The organism is Diplocloster agilis (genome assembly GCF_019042275.1).
GTDB classification, from domain to species: domain Bacteria; phylum Bacillota; class Clostridia; order Lachnospirales; family Lachnospiraceae; genus Diplocloster; species Diplocloster agilis.
In genome coordinates this window covers 1-20,639 of sequence record NZ_JAHQCW010000053.1, presented here as the reverse complement: position 1 = coordinate 20,639, position 20,639 = coordinate 1, and the positions used below count along the sequence as shown (strand labels likewise).

The following is a 20,639-nucleotide window of genomic DNA, read 5'->3' as shown; positions in this document are numbered from 1 at the left end:
CAATTCCAATTCCTTACCGTCCACATTTGCAAGATAGGCCTGTCTTTTTGCTGAAATGCGATATGTAACGTTGTGTTCAACATCAACTTGCACTCATTTTAGCGACATTGTCTTTTGGGATCAATAGTTTTTCGATACGATAATTCTAAACGTTTAGATTTTGCTTACATAGGATAACCATATTCCCGGAACAACTGCTCCATTTCGGTCTGTCCTGTCTTTAATGCCTCTTTCACTGTCATACCGCGGTTCAGGATATTGCGAAGGACATTGCACAGGACCGCCTCCGGGCTGTTGCTACACATGACTCTGGAGGTTACGGTTTTCACCGGGCCGCTGCGGGAACGGGTGTAGCGGAAGCTGTCCTGCACCACGCGCATCCAGGGATACAGTTCTAGGATCTCATTACTATGATACGGATATACCAGAGTCGACTGACCTCCCAGTATCGTCATATAATAGCTGGTATCCTTCCTGCACAGCCACCGAAAGTACTCATATGCCAGTTCTTTATTCTCCGAATAACGGCTGAGTCCCATATTCCAGCCCAAAGTCATGGGCGCTTTGCCAGGCAGCATGGTATAACCTACCTTTCCGATCACGTTAGTATCAATACTGCTGCGGATCTTTCCCGCATACTCCGTGCAGGTGACTAACATCGCCGTCTTACCACTGCAGAAATCCTCTATGATCTCATCGATGGAGGTGTCAAAAGGCAGCCGCTCCACATATTTCAGCGTCTGTAAAATAATCTGAAACGCTCTCTCATTCTGAGGGGAATCCATGCATACCCGATTCTTGCTGTTCCACATCTTCCCCCCCTCGGCCCAGAGTCGGATTAACAGTTCCGGCGCAAGCTCTCCGTCATATTGCCCGCTGACACTGGTTCCGTATTCCGTGGGTGAATTGGGGTTATAAGAACGTGTAAAAAATTCGGCGATCCCGTTGAATTCCGTCCATGTCCGCGGAGCACGCAGAGGTATCTTATATTTATCCTTAAAGGCCTTCATATTGGACGCCTTCTCAAACAGGTCCTGTCGGTAATACAAGCCCTGGGTACCGCCGCTCAACGGGATAGCTACACACCTGTTTTTATAATAGCAATTTTCCATATTTTCTTTTAAAATGTGGTCCCGGTTGAAGTCCGGACTCTCCACTACCTCCGTGATGTCTTCCAGACAGTGATTATCGGCCAGATAATCCTTCCACGGAACATCAAAAATCAAAATATCGTATTGCGGATCCAGCTGGGGCCCGTCATTCGCGATCCGGTAAAATAACTTATCCGCTTCATCTATATTGTCATAGATAATATCCACATCGTACTGATTGGAAAAACATCGCGATACCAACTTGATGGAATTTGTGGAAGGGATCTCATAGTGAAGAACCCGCAGAGTCTTTCGGCCGGAGACGGATATCACTGAGCTCTTCCGTTCGGTCCTGGGCGGAATATTTAACTTCGTATATATAATATCATCCGTAAAGGAAAGATTCTTTTTTTCGAAAGAGAAGGGCTTCGCGATATTACCGATCAGCAGGTCGGCCACGGAAGTTCCCATGGTAAATGCGCTTCTGGATGAATGAGTCACTCCCGGCAGCTGGTCCGACTTATTCCAACTCTCCTCCCCCAGTGTCAGCACCTGGATATCCTTGCCCGGACTGATTCCCTGGATATCAAGGGCCTCCCAGATTCCCCGGGTCATGGTGACGGAGGAGCTGATGATGGCGTGTGGAATCTTCTGCTGACATACCAGCATGGCTGCCTTGAAGGCATCCTCTTTGGACATATTCGTCACCCTCACCCAATCTTTGTGATAAGTACAGCCGAACTCACCAAGGGCATCCATATATCCTCTCAGACAGGCCTTCTGTGAGGACAAATGATGAGCGCCTGTAATCAGGGCGATATCTTTGTACTCCTTCTGCAGCAAGGATCTGGTAAAAAAATAGACCGTTCCGTAGTTATCAAAGCTGGCAAAATTCACATTGATATCCTCCGGTTTACGGTCCATAAACACAGTGGGAATATTCAGTTTTTCAATGCGCCCCTTAAAAAACGCCGTATTTTCCGGCTGACAGGACAGAATCAGCAGGCCGGCCACATTCTTGTTGATGAATTCCTCTATCTTTTCCGATTCACTTTTCTTCGATCCATAGGAGAATGCCACATTGATGATATAGCCCTCCTGTTGGCACTCTGACGAGATCCCTTTCAGGATCTCCGCGTAGAACGCGTCATTGATATCCGGCAGCACCACGCCGATCTCGTTGGACGACTTAAGCTTCAGATTCCTGGCCGCTGAGTTAGGAATATACCCCAGCTCCTCGATGGCCTCCATGACTTTAAGCTTCGTCTCCACCCGCACATTCTTCGCTCCGCTCAAGCAGCAGCTTACCGTGGCTATCGACACTCCGGCCCTCTTCGCCACATCCTTTAATGTCGCCATTCCTGTACCTCCACCATTTATCTAAACGTTTAGAAACTGTAGAAAGTATAGCACATGAGGTATCGTTCCCGCAAGAGGATGGGGCAAAAGGGGACATGTCCATTCCGGTTTGGGACATGTCCATTTTGATTAATCCGCTTGTCATAGCTGAATCGCCGTTTATATTATTCTCAGTTTTATCATCAGTATCATTTCCAGTATCAGGGAATCCATCGCTTATACCATGAATTGTCCGACCTCAAAAGGGTGATTGCATAGAAGTTTTGAAACTGTGCTCCATCTTTGTAATAAGCGCCGGCAGGTCTGATAAGCTGTCCAGCGTATAATCCGCCTCATTTGCCCCCACCGCATCACCCATGGCAATTGCTGTCATACCTCCCGCCTTTGCCGCCTGAATCCCGGCACGGGCATCCTCCACCACTGCACAATCAAAAGGAGAAAGACCCAGATACTCAGCTGCTTTTAAAAATACTTCCGGATCTGGTTTGGATCTGGTAATATGATTACCGTCCGCTACCGCGTCAAAGTATCCGGACAGTTGGGTTCTTTGTAGAATAAACGGAGCGTTTTTGCTGGAAGAACCGACAGCCAGCTGATACCCCCTTCCTTTGAGCCACCTCAGGATATTCCTCACTTCATCGGATACGTCCAATGGGCTCATCTGCTGCAGGAATTCCCGGTAGTATCCGTTTTTTTCTTCCGCCAGTTTTCTCTTTTCCGCTTCGCTATAGTCTGTCGATCGTTCCTTCAAAATCAATTCCAGACTGTCCTGCCGACTGATGCCCCGAAGTTGGTTGTTCATGCTCTCATTAAACTCTATATTCAAACGATCCGCCAGTTTTTTCCAGGCCAGATAGTGAAAATGGTCAGTAAAAACCAGGACTCCGTCCAGATCAAATATCATTCCTTTTTTCATCTTATGCACCTATAGTTTTGCACCGAACATTCCGCAAAACGGATCCACCGGAGATATACCCCGGAACGGATTCTTTCCCGTAATCTTCTGTACAACAGCCTGTACCGTTGTTTCGGACGCATGATAAGCGTTGATCATTGTCCGAATCATGGGTACATCCACATATCCATAAGGATTACCAAAAGAGACGAACAGCGTAGGTACTTCCTTAACATAATAGGGCCCGTCCTCCGCGACCATTCCATGCCAGTTGATTCTGGCTACTGTCTGATAGCTGGCGTTTATCACATTAGAAAAATACATGATGACATCATACTTCTGTCGGATCTCTTCCATGGCTATCATCGTGTCCTCAATGCGCGCCTGCTCATGGTCATAGTAATCCACCTCAAAACCGGCTTCTGTCAGAGCGTTTAATACCCAGTCCTTGCATTTTGCTCCTCCCGCGAATCCAGGCTGATCTCCTGCAATATGCAGCCATACCCGCCTGTGTGTGTCCGGGGTGACCGGCAGCAGATGCTGCGTATCCTTTACCAGAGTTATCGCCTGGTCGGCGCATCGGGCGGCCAGCTTCCGAAATTTCTCGCAGCCTACGATCTTTCCGGATTCCTCTTTTAAATCTTCTCTTACGCTGTCTTCTTCTCTGCACCAGTTCCCGGCCTTTTTATCGTGCAGGTGCAGGGATGCTTTAAGCGCCAGGATTCTTGTCACTGACTGATCAATCCGCTCCATAGATACGACTCCGTTTAAAACAGCCGCTTTCAGATAGGAATAATCCTCCTCCAGATTCTTTCCAAATAGGATCATGTCGCAACCGGCGTTGATCGTAGCAGGGATCTGTTCTCTCCTTGACATGGCGCCACAGTATCCCAGCATGTTGGCCGCATCGGTCAGCACCACTCCGTTAAATCCCAGTTTTTCCCGGAGCAGCCCGTTTACGACTTCTTCCGAACAGGATCCCGGCATAATCTCTTCATCCCGGATCTCCGGACGAATTCTTCTGCTGTAGGCCGGCTGCATGATATGCCCCACCATGACGGTCTGTGCACCCTGTTGGATCAACTCCTGATAAATATGTCCATAAGTGGAATCCCACTCTTCACAGCTTAAATCATTCACCGTGGTGACCAAATGCTGGTCTCGTTCGTCACAGCCGTCGCCTGGGAAATGCTTGAGTGAGACCGCCACATTCTCTTCCCTGCATCCTCGCATGTATTCTCCGGCCATTTGAAGCACTACTTGCGGATCACTTCCGTAGGTCCGGGTGTTGGTAATGGGATTCCTCCAGTTGCGATCAATATCACAGACTGGAGCAAAGGCCAGATTCACTCCAACACTCTTCCCCTCAGCGGCACTTACTTTGCCCAGCAGATAAGCATTTTCCTTATCTCCTGTTGCCGCCACTTCCATCTGACTTGCGAAGCTGGTTCCATCTACTGCGATGCCGATGCCTCCTGCTTCCAGATTGGCTGCCACCAGCAGAGGAATATCCACATGCTCCTGTAAATATTCGTTCCTCTCTTTTATGCTTGCCGCATAGTCCGGCCGATACATAATACCGCCGAACGGTATCTTCTGATATAGTTCATATAATTTTTGTGGATCTTTTTCCAGTCCGATCACGAAGAAGAGCTGCCCCAGCTTTTCTTCCAGGCTCATTTTTTTTCTTCTGTCATTTACCCATTGGCACTGGTCCTGATCCAAATAATAGGGATTTCCCTGTAAATCAATCATCTCCCTGTCCCTCCTCATCTACCGGAATTCTGACCTTGACTACCTTTGAACGGACATCCATGATCACCGCCAGAATAAGCACGGCTCCCTTGATCATATTCTGGAAATTACTGCTCAGGCCGACCATCACGAGTCCAGTAGACAAAACCCCTATAATTAAAACACCTGTTACGACACCGCTGGTTTTGCCGGTGCCGCCCATGATGGATACACCACCCAACACGGCCGCGCTGATCACGTCGTTGCTTAAATTGGCGCCGCTGTATGGACTTCCCGAGAATGATCTGGACATCATGATAATGCCGGCAATTCCTGTAAGCAGCCCACATAGAGCACTGGCGATCAATTTTACCTTATTAACGTGGATACCGGACAGCCGGGCGGCTGCGTTGCTTCCGCCCACCGCGAAAAAGTACCTGCCCATATAGGTCCTGTTTAGCAAAAAAGCAACAATCACTGCGCATACGATAAAGATAATCGCGGCAATCGGCACACCCATCACGTATCCCTGTCCGAATATTTTGATCCACTCCGGCAGTCCGTAGATAGTAGCCCCGTCCGTCAATACCAGATTTAACCCATCGATTACCTGCATCATAGCAATCGATACGATTAACATGGGAATGTTGAACTTCATAGAAATGATTCCCGTCAGCATACATAGCAAAACACTGAACAGTACTGACAGGATCATACAAAGCACGATAGGAATACCAGCTTGATACATAAGCGCACAGGAAACACCCGAAAACGCATATATTTTTCCCACGGAAAAATCCAGATTCCCGGTCAGCATCAGGAACGAAACACCCAGCGCCACAATTCCCGTGGTAGCCACCTGTCGGACGATGGCCAAAAGATTATCCGAGGTAAGGAATGTCTGTGGCTGCATGACCGAAAAGATGATGATAATAATCAACAGCAGGATCTGCGCCACCAGTTTTTTTGAATGTATTCTTATTTTTTCTATTGTCTGATTCATCCTCATACTCCTTAACGATTGCCGGATGCCATATCCAGTAATACTGATTTATCAAATTGCGCTCTGGGAACTTCGCCTGTGATTCTGCCCTCAGATACCACTATGATGCGGTCGGACATCCCCATCAGTTCTTCGAAATCAGATGAGACCATCAGGATCGATTTTCCGGTTTTAACCAGCTGGTTCATCAGCTTGTAGATCTCAGCGCGGGCCCCCACGTCGATTCCTCTGGTAGGCTCGTCAAAGATCAGAATATCGGCATCCACAGCCAGCCATTTAGCAATAATCAGCTTCTGCTGGTTTCCCCCGGACAAAAACTGTACTTCCTGCTTAAGTGTGGGTGTCTTCACATTTAGCTCTGCCGCATACCGCTGTCCCGCCTGTGCTTCCTTTTTCTTTTGGATAACGCCGAAACGACAATATTTTTTCAGGCTGGCTAACGTGATATTAACCAGTACGGACTTATCCAGCAAAAGCCCCTTATTTTTCCGGTCCTCCGGTATTAAGCCGATCCCTCTTTCAATGGCCTGGTATGGTTCTATCGCCCGGTAATCCCTGCCATTTACCTTAAGGTTTCCCGATTCTTTTCTGACTTCCCCGTAGAGCAGACTCATAAGTTCAGTTCTTCCGGCCCCCACAAGACCTGCAAATCCCAGGATTTCTCCCTTATGCAACTTAAAATTTGCATCCCGTACTCCATTACCTCTGAGCTTACTGGCCTCCAGTACGACCGTCTCTTTGGCGCAGGAATGATGCTCATAATAGTTATCATTCAGTTCCCTCCCGATCATGGCTTTAATCAACTCTTTCCGGTTGGTATCCTCTGTGCGCATCTGCGCGACCAGGCATCCGTCTCTCATGACAGCTATGCGGTCGGAGATCTCAAAGATCTCCTCCATCCGGTGCGAGATATAGATAATCGAAACGTTCCTCGCTTTTAGCATTCTTATGATTCCGAATAAAATATCCACTTCTCTAATCGTCAGAGGCGCGGTGGGTTCATCCAGAATCAAAATTTTCGTCTCCATGGACATGGCTTTCGCAATCTCCACAATCTGCATCATGGCCGGGGACAGCGTCTCTAGCATGGCATTGGGATCGATGTCTACCTTAAAGCTTCGAAAGATCTCCTCCGCATCCCTCAGCATTTTCTTCTTATCCACTAGGAATCCGTTCCCCGGCAGATTTCCCATAAAGATATTTTCCACAACAGGTAAGCCCGGTACCACAGTGAATTCCTGGTATACTGCTCCGATTCCCAGCTGTCGCGCCTGGGACGGAGCAATTTTTTTATAGGTGTTTCCGTCGATACAGATCTCACCACTGCTGGGTTCATTGGCTCCTGTCAGACATTTAACCAGTGTGGATTTTCCTGCACCGTTCTCACCCATGAGGGCCAGTACTTCGCCCTCATGGATATCCAGTGAAACTTTATTCAGGGCTACCACACCCGGATATACTTTACTGATATTTTTGAACGATAAACTCATATTGTTTCATCCTCATATCCTTAGCATTTGGCAGACCCAGATTATTGAGCCACATATTCGGATGCATTATCCGCGTTGATCAGAATTGTTTCTTGCTCCACATTTTCCACGATTCCTTCCGCCATCATTTTCTGTACGCATTCCCCGATCTGTCTGCCCACTCCTGTGGTATTTACATAGACAGTAGCCCGCAGACAGCTGCCTCCTGCAATACTTGAGATGGCTTCCTTTGTGCCGTCGCGGCCGCAGATAAACATTTTGGAAGTATCTATTCCCTTCGCTTCAATAGCCTGAATTACGCTTACCGCCAGCTCGTCACTCTGACAAAATATCACCTTCACACCGGGATTCGCAGTAAGGATCGCCTCTGCGGTATCCATGGCCGCATTAGTTTCCGCCACATACTGGCTGTTTACCATCTCAATCCCCATGCCGTCGAATAGCGTTTTTTGGAATTCCTTTTCAAATGCATCTTTAAACACTCCTGCCGTAGTCTCCGGATTTTTTGAATCAGACAGCCAGATTTCCGCCATCTCACAGGTACCGCCCAGCTCTTCGTTCACCCATTGACTGATTTGTGCAGACATCATCTGCGCGTCTTTTGCCGGATTCTCCACAACCAAAGCATCGTAGTTTACCAGCAGATCGGAAAATCCAATAATATAAATTCCCTTGTCCTGGGCTTCCTTGCATAGATCCACCAGTCCTCCCGGATTCATTGCATTTACTACGATTGCATTACAACCGGAATTGATCAGATTCTCCATACCGGAAATTTCATTGTCACCGGATACCTGAGAGTCGGATACAATGACTTTGTTTCCATAACTTTCAGCGGTACTGGTAATTCCATCAATCAGTTCATTGCACCACTGGGATTGCGTACTCACTACCAGAATACCCACCGTATAGCTATCCTGCGCATTTGTGCCTGCATCTGTTTCCTTTGGATTCGCAGTCTGGTCCGGCGTTTCACTCTCTTCCTTTACCGTAGTGCTTCCTTGGTCCGAGCCGGCGTCCGTACCTGCCTTCGATCCGCATCCATAGGCTCCGAATACCATTGCCGCGACTAATAACAATGCCAAAATTCTCTGTTTCATGTGATTGCTCCTTTTCTTTTTGGTATTTTCAGGTTACTGCTTCCTATAGATATATCATAAGGGATACGGATTTTATTTTTAATGACATGATTTATAGAAAAATGGCACATTTTTTATATTCCTTAGGTTTCCCGGATTGGGTAAAGTATCTCCCCTACTGTCTCTGTCAAAAATTCCAGCTCATCGGATATCAGTATCACGATCCGGTCCCCTCTGCATATCTGTTGTCGGATAAAAGCCTTCTGCTGCTCCATATCGTACACATCCGAAAATGGAAAGGGAACAAAAAAAACGGCCAGCTCAGGTTCCAAAGCCATAAAACGGGCAATCATAATCTTCATGAGAGTTCGTTTCTGCAATCCATAACAATTCTGGCAGTGCAAATATGGTCTTATATCATTTAGATAGTCGAAGCCATCCAATGCCTGCGCTATCAGATATCTTTCCACTCTCCTGCATATGATTCCCATCCGTCTATAGCGAGCCCTGGCATATAGACAAATATTTTCCATTACCGACAAATTTTCAATTACCGGTGACTGGGTATATCGGCATTGTACCAGAGCAATACGCATTTTATGGATCTCCTTATCCGTCATACCGGACAGCTTCCGTCCCCGAAAACTAATCTCAATACCGGATCCCAGGTAATCGGACAATCCTTTGAACGTTTCCGGAAGTTGTTTTGCTGAATTCAACACACCGAAAGAACTGCCCCTGGAAAATGAGCGTATAAGTCGTCCATGTTGATCCCGTATCTCAAGCAGCGTTTCCTGTCTATTCGGTTGGGTCAGCTCTTCCTTTATCAGTTCGTTGTACCCTATGTATGGTGTCTCTATGGGAATATTTTTCAGATATCCACCGATATCATGCTGTTCAAATATTCCTCCAGCTCGATGAAATACCATCCCTACGGTGCCCCCGTGGAACAAAAGGGTCCTGTCGAAGAAATTCTCCCACTCGTCTTTGAACTGATTGAGCGCCAATACGACCGTTATACCCTGCCTGGCAAGTCCCTGTATTCTATTCCGGAACGCCCGTTGTTCCTGCTTTGTATAGAAGGCGAAAAAGTCCGTAAATAAAATAAGCTTTGCACCACAGTACACTGCCTTCAATATTTCCACCTCATGGCGCTGATATTCTGTTAACTGATTCGGTGTGGCATGTATCGGAACAGTAATATGGAATTCCTCAAGGCGGATCTGCGCAGTTCTTTTTACTTGTTCCCGCCTGATTAGACCAAGGTAACGCTCCTTGCCATCCAGCACGCCAATATTTTCAACCAAAGACATATTCCGTACGAGAAGTTCGTTTCTTCCGATACAGAATATCCCCAATCTCTGCGCATCAAATACCGAGGATATCCGAACCTTGCGTCCTTCGATCCAGACGTCGCCGCTGTAGTCATCCCCATTGCCGCTTAAAATATCAAGCACACCTTCAACCCCAGAACCATTCATTCCAAGAAATGCTACTATCTCTCCAGCATAGAGATCAATATTAACTTCCTCCAGGCGTTCTGACTCATTCCTCCGGTTCAGACGCGAACATTTCATGAATTCCTTCATATTCCATCCAATTCCTTATTCGCCGGAAGTGAAATTCGCACCTGCGTTCCGACATGTTCCATACTTGTGACATACAGCCCGTAGGCTTCCCCGCAATACATTTTAATCCGCTCATTGACATTATGCAGGGCAACAGAGTCCTGTCTCTCCCGGATCTCTTTTGCTTCTCTTTCTCCGGCGAATCTTTTATTCATAGCGATCGTTTGAAGCGTCGGTATCCCACATCCGTTATCCTCCACCAGAATATAAAATACCTGTCCTGATTGTTCTATGGATAGCGTAATTCTGCCGCCGCTCTGGATATCCTTCAAGCCATGGCTGATGGAATTTTCTATCAGGGGTTGTAAAATAAAGCGGGGACAGGTATGAATCAAAAGATATTCTTGCGGACAATTAATATATTCCTGATAGGTAAAACGATCCGGAAAACGGACCTGCTGAAGTTTGACGTATTTTGACAAATACTGCAGTTCATCGTTTATCGTAACCAGATCTGTATCGTAATTCACACTATATTTAAACATAGCGGAAAGAGCTGCAATCATATTACCCAGCTCTCTGTCCCCATGCTCCAGTGCGATTCCCCGAAACGTGTCCAGCGTATTGTAGAGAAAATGCGGGTTGATCTGGCTTTGCAGCGCTTGCAGCTGCTGCTTCTTCTGACGCAGTTCTATTTCTGCGCTGCGCTGTATCTCGCGCTCCAGTTTTTCTCTCATACCCTCCTGCTGACTTTGCTGCATCAGAACTCTCCTACTCCACAAAAGAATGACGGAAACTCCCTGTAGCAGAACCAGAAAAGCCGCCAGGGAAATCCAGATCCGTTGATTTCCCTCCAGCGTCTTTCCCACAACAACGGTCAGGCAAAGCCCTGCCAACAGGATTTCCACAGCAGCAATGAGCACCCATACGCGATTAAAATATATATTCTTTCCCCGTTTTTTATTATTCATTTACCAGACTTCCCGCTGTACAATCTCCGGTACTCCCCGGGTTTGATTCCTGTCTCACTTACAAACATTTTTCCAAAATATCTGGTACTGCTGTATCCCACCATCTGTGCAATCTGAGATATGTTATATCGGGGATCTTTCAACAGCTCCTTAGACTTTTCGATTCTGACAGAGGTCAGATATTTATTATAGTTAATGCCGGTCTGCTCCTTGAATACGGTTGATAAATAGGACGGATTAATCTGTATCCGCTCTGCAATCATATTCAATGAAAGATCGCTTGCATAATGTTTTTCGATATATTCTTTCGTAAACTGTATATAAACCTGTGCGTTTTGCTTTTTTTCCGATAAATATCCGGAGATCTTATCACTGCAACCACGAATCAATGTTCGTTCCAGCATAGGAAGAGTATCACAGTTTTCAAGCTTCAGCCGAAATTCTTCCTGCGCACTGTTCAGCTCGTTCATATTAATATCGTGGTCCGCCAACACCGATATGAGAATATCAAAGATCTGAAATGCCATGTAATAAGCTAGCGTGGGATTCTCTTTCATTTCATTCGAATATGAATCATAGAGCCGAATCACTGATTTCTTCAATCCATCCAACTGGATTCCCTCCATCGCGCGAATCAATTCCTTTTTCTCATCCACTGTTAAGACCAGGCTCTCATGGTACTTCTTCTGAAGTTCCGGAATATAATCTGCGATATACACACGACTATTGCCATAATATAGCCTGCCATGAATAAAAAAATCCGCCCCCCGGTAGGATTCATACAGATCCCCGATCTCCCTCGCCGTTTTCCCCGCACTTATATAAAAACGTCCGGCAAACAGATCTGTGTATCTGTGCACCAGATCCAGATAAACACCGCTGAGTCCCCTCAATAGGGCGCCATCCTCTTCTTCCCGATACTGAACCACCATTGCATAAAAATTACCCGTCAACAGAAAGCTTTCATATTCATAACATCTGGAACTCAAATATTCTCCCAAAGTCTTTATAATTTTCTCTGCATTTTGTGAAACATTAGAATATTCGTCTACCCCACAAAATCCCAGTTCCAACACCCGAAATACTCCATCCCTCTGAAAATGAAAATCATAATCCTTATTCGCCGTATCCACGGATATCTCTTTACACTGCCCCTTTATGACTGTCACAAAATTTTTACGTCTGGGTGAACTCTTCCGTTCCGATTTAGTTACCACAGCTCCCTCTCGTCTGCAAATCCTCGTAAGCGAAGTATTCAGCTCTTCCTCATCAATCGGCTTACACACATAATCCAGCACTCCCAACTTAACCGCCGTCTGAGCATATTCAAAATCACGATATCCGCTGATAATAATAAAACTGCACTCTCCCCGAACCGCCTGGATCTGTCTGATCAACTCCAAGCCACTCATACCGGGCATCTGAATATCCGTAATCACCACATCGATATCTGTCTCCCTTATCCGTTCCAACGCCTCCTGCCCACTGGCATAACATCCGGCACACTCCAGTCCCAGTTCCTCCCAGTGAATCAGATTCCTGACCAGACTGCGAATATGTATTTCATCATCTATAATCACTACTTTATCCATCCAATCCCCCCAGATCCATCCAGCTGCTCACCTCAGGCTAAGAAAGCACTCTTTGAAGTAAAATATCTGACGATATTATATCACATCACTCCCCTTCTGTACAAAACCAAACAAGTACAACAGCATACCGTTAAATCCATATCCGGCAGTAAAGCTGGAGAGGTACCCGGAGCGATACCGTAACGGTAAGGAAGCCTTTGCCCGACTTTCCCCCTAATACCCCACTGTAAAACGGCAAAAATGGTGTCTACTCTGCTCGATTTCATCCACCATACATACCGCAAAATCCTCCATGGATATGTGGCAATTCTGTTGGGGGCTTAGATCCTTATTGTCCGGGTCGATGTAGACCGGATACTCGGTTCCCATACGGTACATACCCGTTCTCTCCCCCATATTTTCTTCCATCCAGAGCGGAGCAGTCTGGCACACCCAGTCTACATCCTTGATTGTCCTCAAATATTCAAGGGCGATTTCATGACTTCCGATGATCGCATCATTGGTTTTATTTGTCATACGATGCCCGGGTTTTTTCTGGGCGTCCATCAAATATATACCAGGAGATTCCCAGGAGGACAATCCTCCGCATATGTATAGAAATCGGGGGATATTCGCGTTTCTGCAGACATTCAGGGACACCTTGATCACATCAGTAATATGATCGATACCTTTCAAGACAGGGATCACCGCAAAAATATAGACATCGCAGCCTTTTACGTTCTCTGTAAGTTTTTCTTCTTCCAGCATATCAATGTTATAATAGCTCACACGCTTATCCAGTTCGGGCGCTGCTACAATATCGATTCCCACTACATCATGGCCACGCATCAGTGCTTCACTAATCACTCTGCCGCCCACACGGCCACAGGCTCCCAATATCGCTATTTTCATATCGTATCCCCTTTTCCATAGATCATATGATTCTCTTTCCAGGCTATACAAATTCTGGTACGGTGGTATAATGGATGCTCCAGCTCATCCAGCACTGCGAAAGCAAAATCCTGTGTGGAAATATAGCTGGTATCTGCAAACGGATAGTGATCCGGGTCCGGTGTATCCAGTGCCATAACCATCGGATCATTGCTACATAGTCGATCCACCGCAATCTGATACTCTTTCAGCTGCTTATCCGGCAAACACTTCGCTGCCGGCGCGATTTCGATCCAGTCCAACTCTTGTTCTTCGAGGTATAACCGGTGAGAAGCTTCGTGAGCGCCAAACCAGGTCCTATAAAATGGAGTTAAAAATGTTGTCTGATTTAATTTCACCCCTGGACGTACCTCAAAAATACAGGAATCGGTTATGGCCGCCAGCCTCCGAATCCTCTTCTCTTTACAGCAGCGGATAATATTCAAACACCACTGGCTAAAAGTCTCCGGTACAAATGGATCCGGTATGATAGCGTTTATGCAAATATCCGTATCATCCGGAATCGCTTGACACAATTCTCTGTAATTCGCCGCATTGGCTTTCAAGGATACCAGCTCCGGCGTCAGCGTATATTGTATATCTTTGGGATTCCTGGAAATGACAATCACCTCATGGCCTCGCGTAACGGCTTCATAAGCAATCTCTGCCCCCAGCCACCCGGTACCTCCGATAATAGTAATTTTCACAACATATCACCTCTTTTTCATTGATATGTTAATGTTAGCATGGGAACTGAGGGGAAGAAATGTATCATTTTATAGAAAAAGTGTATATTCTTTTAATTTTAACGGGTACATTATAAATACCGGCAGATAATTTTCTGCGCAAAGTGGCAAAATTGCTGTTCCGGTTTATCCGGGTTAGGGAATAAGAGAACGAAAAGAACAGCCAAAAAACAGCTTCATGAACCAGCCCCGGGAGCTGGGCGGAATATGTGATTATGAGGCGCTTTCGCACCATACCTGATAATGTAATTGAAATGCTCCAAGAAAAATGGCAGATCAAAAAAGAAAAGGCAGATGAAATATCGGAAAGCCGGGTTTAGGAACCGAGCCTGGTGAATAGGCTTGGTTCCTAAACCCGGCTTTTCGATTCCACTTAGCGGTGGCCGGCGCCGTCCCTCCGAAGGATCATCACGTAAGTTCCCTCTTTTTTCGATATCACAAATTCTTCCATCAGCCGAAACCCTCCCGCCGCAGAATATTTTCTCACGTCATCCCGGTTATGGGTGTACAGCACCGCTGTCCCATCCTCCTTTAGCACCTTCGCGGCCGCGGGGAAAAACTTCCGGTACAGCTCGTGGATCTCTTCCTCCGCCCGTTGTCCTGTTCGAAACGGCATATCGGTAAAGATCTCATCAAAAAGGTATTCATGCCGAAAGTCGAAAAAATCTCTGTGCACATAATGAATAATCTGTCCGGCTGCCTCTGTGTTCAGGCGGGCTTTTTGTACCGCTTCCTCCAGGTAGTCGATTCCATAAGAAGTGTTGGCCTTAAGCGCCCGGTGCCTCTCGATCAGCATCGTCCCCACGCCGCAGAAAGGATCCAGAACAGCTGCGTCTTCCTTCAGATAATCCATAGCCAGTGCGGCGGTAAGCGCCGCGTTTACCGGTTTTATACTGGCCGCTGTGACTTCTTTCCGGTAAGAGAAGCGGTCATCCCTGATGGTAAATAATTTCACCAGAACGTTAAAATCTCCCGCCTTGTTTTCGATCAACCTGATCTCCACTTCGTAACTGGATACGGAATTGATCAGCCTGCGCCCGGACATCTGCTCTATGCGTGCCGCCAGCCCTTTTGCCAATATTCCTCTGGCGCCCGGCTCCATCTTACTCTTTACCTCGATTCGGAAATAATAAGGCGGTTCGCCTCTGTGAGCCTTATTCAGAAAATCAAAAATACCTGATTGGACGATCGTTCGGGCGGCTTCCTCCACACTGGCCGGGCAGGTCCGTAATCCCTTCACCACAAATAAAAGCTCCTGGTAAGTACGGATTTTATTGATCCAGCTCAGATTAGACACCCTGGCCGTAACTCCGGCCCCAAATGTCTTAGCCTGTGCCTGCGGCTCGTATTTCTCCAATTCCCGCAGTGTTATGTCCTGGTGATCCCGGTTTGTCAGCAGAATAACATCATAGGTTTCTTCCATGCCCCGGAACGAATGCTGCTTTACCTCTTCCAAGTGAACCAGAAGATCCGACAGGCAGCGGATTTCCTCCGTCAGATGTTTTTGATTTTCCGGGTTCATCTCTTCTGTAAGTAAAAGATCCAGGCGCTTCTTAAGCGGATCCCTGTACCTCTTACAATCCATATGTTTCATCGCGGTCAGATAGGAGCTTTTCACAAAACGCTGGGGCTCCGCGTCATAAGCCTCATACAACGCTTCCAGATATATATCCTCACCCAGTTCCCCCATCAGCAACGCCGTATTTTTTCTGGTTTTGGCATCCTCATGCCGCAGAAGGTCTGTCAGCCTGTCTTCGTCCCCTTTGATCTCCCGCCGCAATTCTTCCTTTGCCTGGCTCTGCTTAATTTCCATCCGCAGTTTGCTGAGGTTCTGCCGGACATTTTCATTTTCTGTTATTGCCTTCCAAAGCTCTATCACCATGACTGTTTGTCCTTTTTCTCTTACTTATTTGGAACCGCACCGGGGTCCGCGTCAGACCATTCAATGGCCCGTCAAATATTTATCCCGGAACAGTTCTTCCGGTATCGGTCTGGAAATGTAGAATCCCTGGATGCAGTCCGCCTCCATATCACAGACTGCGTCCAGCTCCTCGGTCCGCTCCACCCCTTCCACACACACGGCGATTCCCACGCTGTGGCAAAGTTTGATAACGGAACCGATGAAATTACGGTTAAACGCATTTTCCATCTCTGCGATATCCGTAATAAACAACCGGTCAATCTTCACGATATCCGCCGGTGACTGCGCCAGCATCCCAAGCGAGGAATAGCCGGTGCCAAAATCATCCATAGCGATTTTAATATTACAATCCCGAAGCCTGCGGAATGTCTCCCGAAGCGCCCCCATATTCGTGACGAAATAACTTTCCGTCAGCTCTAAAACTATATGTTTCGGATCCACTTTATACTTGCTCAGAGTCTGTTCCACCATGGGAATAAACTCCTCATCCAGCATCTGCAAATAGGAAACATTGATATTCATAACAAAATCGTCCTGTACGCCGCTCCATTCCCTGCAAGTCATGGCAGCCTGATCCAGCACCCATTTTCCCACAGGCACGATTAAGCCGCTGGATTCCAGGAGCGGAATGAATTCCACAGGGGAAACCTCTCCAAAAGGTTCGCAGGACCAGCGCAGCAGGGCTTCGGCTCCCGCGATCTTCAAACTGCCGCTGTAGACAAAAGGCTGGTAAACCAAACGGAAATTTTTCATTCCTTCCATCACGCTGAGCTGCAGCTGGTTGGTCATTTCCAGGGCCCTGATCTTCCCCTGCATCAATTCCGGGGAATAAAACGTCAGAACATTCTTTCCCCGCTTTTTAGAGGCCTCCAACGCACTGGACGCGCATCGGATAATCCCGGGGTAATTATCGCTGTCCTTTCCCAATAATGCGGCTCCCGCCGACACTGTGCAAAAATACGTAACCTCGTCCAACCGCTGCGGATGGTTGCAGTACGAGTATATTTCTTCATAGAGGGACTCCAGTTTTGCCGGGGTGGTATCGGGATACACGACCGCAAACTCATCTCCGTCAAACCGGTAGATACAGGCCTCCGGCGGCAGCAGCTGCTGAACCCCCTGGGCGAACTGCCGCAGAACCGCGTCCCCGAACGCGTGACTGTTCAGATCGTTAATCCGTATAAAATCGTCCAGTCCCAACAGCATGATACCGCAGGATTCCGAAAGTCCTTTTTCAAATAATCCGCCGATCTTCTTCTCACATTCCCTGTGTGTAAACAATCCGCTGATATAATCAATCTTTCCCTTGTTCCCCAGCTCAGTGACAACGCCCGCGAACATCAAAGGGGCTCCGCTCTCATCCCTCTGCAGGATTCCCCGGCACAGGATCCATATGTACTCGCCCTTCCGGTTTTTCACCTGGTATTCCACATTATGCTCGTTGGTTTCTCCCTGCAGCATGCGTTCGATAGAATTATAATAGCGCTCTTTGTCACGCTCATGGATCAGTTTTCCCCACACGTCTACCAAGCCGTTCACAATCCTCCCGGGCAGTTCAAAATCCCGCTGCATATTGGGAGTGACCAGCGCTGTATTTGTCTTCATATTAATAATATAAATGTAATCGTCGGTGCTGTTGATGATCGCCTCGTAAAACAGTTTCGAGTCCAGTTGAAAACCTTCCATAATATTATCTGGATTGTCCATAAAAGTCCTCCGGTTTCACAGATCTTTGTGTTCGGGAAATATAGTATGATCCTGTGTAATTATAAACTGAGATAATTATAGCAAATACATAGAAGAATATCAATTCGACGCAGTCCTATGGTAACGCGCTCCCGTAACCCCACGATATATGGAATAGATGCATTTCATACAATTCCTTTTCGCACGAATAAAAAATGAAAAGCCCCAAATGCTGTAGTATCAACACTTGAAGCTTTTCGTTACTGCCGGCGACCGGAATCGAACCGGTACGGGAGATTAGTCCCGCAGGATTTTAAGTCCTGTGCGTCTGCCAGTTCCGCCACGCCGGCATTCAGAGTATAAACTCCGAATGGGACCTACAGGGCTCGAACCTGTGACCCTCTGCTTGTAAGGCAGATGCTCTCCCAGCTGAGCTAAGATCCCACACACGAATATTAGAATTCAAACGACCCAAGCGGGACTCGAACCCGCGACCTCCGCCGTGACAGGGCGGCGCTCTAACCAACTGAGCCATTGGGCCAAAATCTTTTGCGAAAAATGGACCTTCGGGGACTCGAACCCAGGACCGACCGGTTATGAGCCGGTTGCTCTAACCAACTGAGCTAAAGGTCCGCAAGCAAAAGCCGATGATCGGACTCGAACCGATAACCTGCTGATTACAAATCAGCTGCTCTGCCAATTGAGCCACATCGGCGTAACCTTAAAAATGACTCCAAGGGGATTTGAACCCCTGTTACCGCCGTGAAAGGGCGGTGTCTTAACCGCTTGACCATGGAGCCAGGTATTTGTCAGTTTGCATCTGGCTGGTAACCTGACGCTTGACTATAATAGCATATCTTTTTTAATTTGGCAAGGGGGTTTTTAAATTTTTTCATCACAATTTGTCATTGTATTCACCAGCCCCCGTGTGTTAAGATAAATAAAGTATATATTTTCTGTCTGTATACCGAATTACAACTTTTTCGTCCAGACAGAAAAAATACCGAAACTTCAAAAAGAGAGGGTAAAAAGATGAAGAAATATCGTATTCTTCTACTGTTGTCTCTAACCGTCACCCTGGCGCTGACCGGATGCGGTAAGGACAAAGAAAAAGACGCGGAAATCAAAGAAACCCCGGCGCCTGTGGAAAGCACGGCTCCGGCACCTGAAGAGAGCGACAGTTCGAATACCGAACAGGCCAAATCTGACGAACCTCCGGAAGAAGGCATGGTGCGCAGCGCTATGACCAACGATTGGATATCCCCGGAAACCGCCTCAGCCCGGCCCATAGCCGTCATGTTCCCTACGGATAAAGGTTCCCAGCCTCAGTACGGTATCGGCTCCGCCGGAGTCCTGTACGAATGTATGGAAGAGGGCGAAATGTCCCGCCAGATGGGTGTGATCGAACAATGGCAGGATCTGAAGCAGATCGGTAATATTCGAAGCGGCCGTGATTATTATGTATATTGGTCCCAGGAGTGGGATGCCTTCTACATCCATTGGGGCGGACCGTTCTATCTTAGAGAAATGGTCGACCGTTCCGATGTGGATAATTTAAGCGCCGCCTCGGTCGGAGTACCCGGCAACAGTTCCCCGGCTCTGGGAAGCGAGGCTTTCTACCGTTCCGATCCGAAGAATCCCACGATTCATAACGGCTATACCAACGGCGAAAAACTGACGGCCGCCATATCTGCCCTGGGTTATGAGACAGCCCACCGGGAGAAATATTATCAGCCTGACCACTTTACCTTCGCCACCGTCTCCGAGCCCAATACATTAGAAGGTGCGCCTGGTGTCTTCGATGCAAAGAAGATCGATTTCTCCAAGATTTTCACTACCACCAAGACATCACTGGAATATAATGAGGAAGAAGGCGTTTACTACAAATCCCTGTATGGACAGCCTCAGATAGACAAGCTTACCGACAAACAGCTTACCTTCGATAACGTAATCGTCCAGAGCACCTATTGGGATTACCGCCAGGATAATAAGTATCTGAGATTCACGGTAAAGGATACCACCAGCGACGGTTATTATTTTACAAGAGGAAAGGGTATTCACATTACCTGGAAAAAGACGTCCGATAATGAACCTACCAAATATTACGACGATAACGGAAATGAGATTGTTCTTAACACCGGTAAGACTTTTATCGGCATAGCCCAGAACGGCAGAGAGATCATATACGAATAGGATTTAAGCGCGTAAATCTGCAAAAAGCTTTCCTATTATATGTATATATGTAGCTTATAAGATAGTTTAAAAGAAGGCTGCTCACCAACTGTGAGTTAGCCTTCTTTTTTACCGCTTAATACGGAAGAAAAGTGATCCAAGTCCATAAATTCCCCACCTGTACCGGTAAATGCCTCATATAAGCCGTTATTTGCTCCTGCGGAAGCCTTTTACCTTTCATATATGCCTCTCTCTGTCAATTGGTCCGATACTGCCAGCCTGTCTCCTTCATAAGTAAGCGCCATTTTGACGCTAACCATTTAAGGTTCTTCCTCGGGTTTGGGTATGCCCGCTGATCAGGGCCGGTGTATGTGTCGGTGTTCCGGAATGCTCCGGGCTGCCGGATTCTTTTGTGTCTCCCCG

14 protein-coding genes and 6 tRNA genes are annotated in these 20,639 nt (G+C 47.1%); 1 reads left to right on the top strand and 19 read right to left on the bottom strand.

Annotated features, from left to right (window positions below; all coding sequences use genetic code 11):
* Positions 1-164: 164 nt before the first annotated feature.
* The 19 genes from KTH89_RS22030 to KTH89_RS21940 form a co-directional block, all read right to left on the bottom strand.
* The gene (locus tag KTH89_RS22030) at positions 165-2,450 is read right to left on the bottom strand and encodes an extracellular solute-binding protein (RefSeq protein WP_238723125.1); all 2,286 of its coding nucleotides are present in this window, start codon (positions 2,448-2,450) and stop codon (positions 165-167) included.
* 238 nt (positions 2,451-2,688) lie between these two features.
* On the bottom strand, positions 2,689-3,366 hold the full coding sequence (pgmB, locus tag KTH89_RS22025; protein ID WP_238723124.1) for a beta-phosphoglucomutase: 678 nt from the start codon (positions 3,364-3,366) through the stop codon (positions 2,689-2,691).
* A gap of 9 nt (positions 3,367-3,375) precedes the next feature.
* Positions 3,376-5,100, bottom strand: coding sequence for a glycoside hydrolase family 3 protein (locus tag KTH89_RS22020; RefSeq protein ID WP_238723123.1), 1,725 nt, complete (start codon positions 5,098-5,100; stop codon positions 3,376-3,378).
* A complete protein-coding gene (locus KTH89_RS22015; protein WP_238723122.1) occupies positions 5,093-6,082 on the bottom strand; it encodes an ABC transporter permease in 990 nt (329 codons plus the stop codon). Before KTH89_RS22015 ends, KTH89_RS22020 begins: the two co-directional genes overlap by 8 nt.
* Positions 6,083-6,093: 11 nt before the next feature.
* Positions 6,094-7,572 (bottom strand): sugar ABC transporter ATP-binding protein, encoded by a 1,479-nt coding sequence (locus KTH89_RS22010; protein WP_238723121.1) that lies wholly within the window; start codon positions 7,570-7,572, stop codon positions 6,094-6,096.
* 41 nt (positions 7,573-7,613) lie between these two features.
* On the bottom strand, positions 7,614-8,672 hold the full coding sequence (locus KTH89_RS22005) for a sugar ABC transporter substrate-binding protein (RefSeq protein ID WP_238723120.1): 1,059 nt from the start codon (positions 8,670-8,672) through the stop codon (positions 7,614-7,616).
* Between the two features lie 122 nt (positions 8,673-8,794).
* Positions 8,795-10,240 (bottom strand): ATP-binding cassette domain-containing protein, encoded by a 1,446-nt coding sequence (locus KTH89_RS22000; protein ID WP_238723119.1) that lies wholly within the window; start codon positions 10,238-10,240, stop codon positions 8,795-8,797.
* The gene (locus KTH89_RS21995; protein ID WP_238723118.1) at positions 10,237-11,190 is read right to left on the bottom strand and encodes a sensor histidine kinase; all 954 of its coding nucleotides are present in this window, start codon (positions 11,188-11,190) and stop codon (positions 10,237-10,239) included. The genes KTH89_RS22000 and KTH89_RS21995 overlap by 4 nt, the downstream gene beginning before the upstream one ends.
* Positions 11,187-12,782, bottom strand: a complete 1,596-nt coding sequence (locus KTH89_RS21990) for a response regulator transcription factor (RefSeq protein ID WP_238723117.1) — start codon at positions 12,780-12,782, stop codon at positions 11,187-11,189. The genes KTH89_RS21995 and KTH89_RS21990 overlap by 4 nt, the downstream gene beginning before the upstream one ends.
* Before the next feature lie 213 nt (positions 12,783-12,995).
* The gene (locus KTH89_RS21985) at positions 12,996-13,673 is read right to left on the bottom strand and encodes an NAD(P)-dependent oxidoreductase (protein ID WP_238723116.1); all 678 of its coding nucleotides are present in this window, start codon (positions 13,671-13,673) and stop codon (positions 12,996-12,998) included.
* Positions 13,670-14,398: an NAD(P)-dependent oxidoreductase gene (locus KTH89_RS21980; protein ID WP_238723115.1), complete on the bottom strand. Its 729-nt coding sequence runs from the start codon at positions 14,396-14,398 to the stop codon at positions 13,670-13,672. The genes KTH89_RS21985 and KTH89_RS21980 overlap by 4 nt, the downstream gene beginning before the upstream one ends.
* A gap of 412 nt (positions 14,399-14,810) precedes the next feature.
* Positions 14,811-16,319: a TRM11 family SAM-dependent methyltransferase gene (locus KTH89_RS21975; protein ID WP_238723114.1), complete on the bottom strand. Its 1,509-nt coding sequence runs from the start codon at positions 16,317-16,319 to the stop codon at positions 14,811-14,813.
* Positions 16,320-16,379: 60 nt separating this feature from the next.
* Complete coding sequence (locus tag KTH89_RS21970) at positions 16,380-18,065, bottom strand: bifunctional diguanylate cyclase/phosphodiesterase (RefSeq protein ID WP_238723113.1); 1,686 nt, start codon at positions 18,063-18,065, stop codon at positions 16,380-16,382.
* A gap of 243 nt (positions 18,066-18,308) precedes the next feature.
* Positions 18,309-18,394, bottom strand: a tRNA-Leu gene (locus tag KTH89_RS21965).
* Between the two features lie 21 nt (positions 18,395-18,415).
* A tRNA-Val gene (locus tag KTH89_RS21960) sits at positions 18,416-18,488 on the bottom strand.
* A gap of 23 nt (positions 18,489-18,511) precedes the next feature.
* Positions 18,512-18,585, bottom strand: a tRNA-Asp gene (locus tag KTH89_RS21955).
* An 18-nt stretch (positions 18,586-18,603) separates the two neighbouring features.
* Positions 18,604-18,677: transfer RNA gene (locus KTH89_RS21950), tRNA-Ile, on the bottom strand.
* Positions 18,678-18,686: 9 nt separating this feature from the next.
* Positions 18,687-18,759, bottom strand: a tRNA-Thr gene (locus tag KTH89_RS21945).
* A gap of 13 nt (positions 18,760-18,772) precedes the next feature.
* Positions 18,773-18,844, bottom strand: a tRNA-Glu gene (locus KTH89_RS21940).
* A gap of 232 nt (positions 18,845-19,076) precedes the next feature.
* Here KTH89_RS21940 and KTH89_RS21935 point away from each other — a divergent pair.
* Positions 19,077-20,237, top strand: a complete 1,161-nt coding sequence (locus KTH89_RS21935; RefSeq protein ID WP_158345480.1) for a DUF3048 domain-containing protein — start codon at positions 19,077-19,079, stop codon at positions 20,235-20,237.
* The last annotated feature ends 402 nt before the right edge of the window (positions 20,238-20,639 follow it).

What these genes read in the sequence shown, in the direction of transcription:
- KTH89_RS21975 (WP_238723114.1), bottom strand. Translation starts at nt 16,319, where the DNA reads ATGGTGATAGAGCTTTGGAAGGCAATAACAGAAAATGAAAATGTCCGG.
- KTH89_RS22010 (WP_238723121.1), bottom strand. Translation starts at nt 7,572, where the DNA reads ATGAGTTTATCGTTCAAAAATATCAGTAAAGTATATCCGGGTGTGGTA.
- KTH89_RS22000 (WP_238723119.1), bottom strand. Translation starts at nt 10,240, where the DNA reads ATGAAGGAATTCATGAAATGTTCGCGTCTGAACCGGAGGAATGAGTCA.
- KTH89_RS21935 (WP_158345480.1), top strand. Translation starts at nt 19,077, where the DNA reads ATGAAGAAATATCGTATTCTTCTACTGTTGTCTCTAACCGTCACCCTG.
- KTH89_RS22015 (WP_238723122.1), bottom strand. Translation starts at nt 6,082, where the DNA reads ATGAATCAGACAATAGAAAAAATAAGAATACATTCAAAAAAACTGGTG.
- KTH89_RS21970 (WP_238723113.1), bottom strand. Translation starts at nt 18,065, where the DNA reads ATGGACAATCCAGATAATATTATGGAAGGTTTTCAACTGGACTCGAAA.
- KTH89_RS21995 (WP_238723118.1), bottom strand. Translation starts at nt 11,190, where the DNA reads ATGAATAATAAAAAACGGGGAAAGAATATATATTTTAATCGCGTATGG.
- KTH89_RS22030 (WP_238723125.1), bottom strand. Translation starts at nt 2,450, where the DNA reads ATGGCGACATTAAAGGATGTGGCGAAGAGGGCCGGAGTGTCGATAGCC.
- KTH89_RS21990 (WP_238723117.1), bottom strand. Translation starts at nt 12,782, where the DNA reads ATGGATAAAGTAGTGATTATAGATGATGAAATACATATTCGCAGTCTG.
- KTH89_RS22005 (WP_238723120.1), bottom strand. Translation starts at nt 8,672, where the DNA reads ATGAAACAGAGAATTTTGGCATTGTTATTAGTCGCGGCAATGGTATTC.
- KTH89_RS21985 (WP_238723116.1), bottom strand. Translation starts at nt 13,673, where the DNA reads ATGAAAATAGCGATATTGGGAGCCTGTGGCCGTGTGGGCGGCAGAGTG.
- KTH89_RS22020 (WP_238723123.1), bottom strand. Translation starts at nt 5,100, where the DNA reads ATGATTGATTTACAGGGAAATCCCTATTATTTGGATCAGGACCAGTGC.
- pgmB (WP_238723124.1), bottom strand. Translation starts at nt 3,366, where the DNA reads ATGAAAAAAGGAATGATATTTGATCTGGACGGAGTCCTGGTTTTTACT.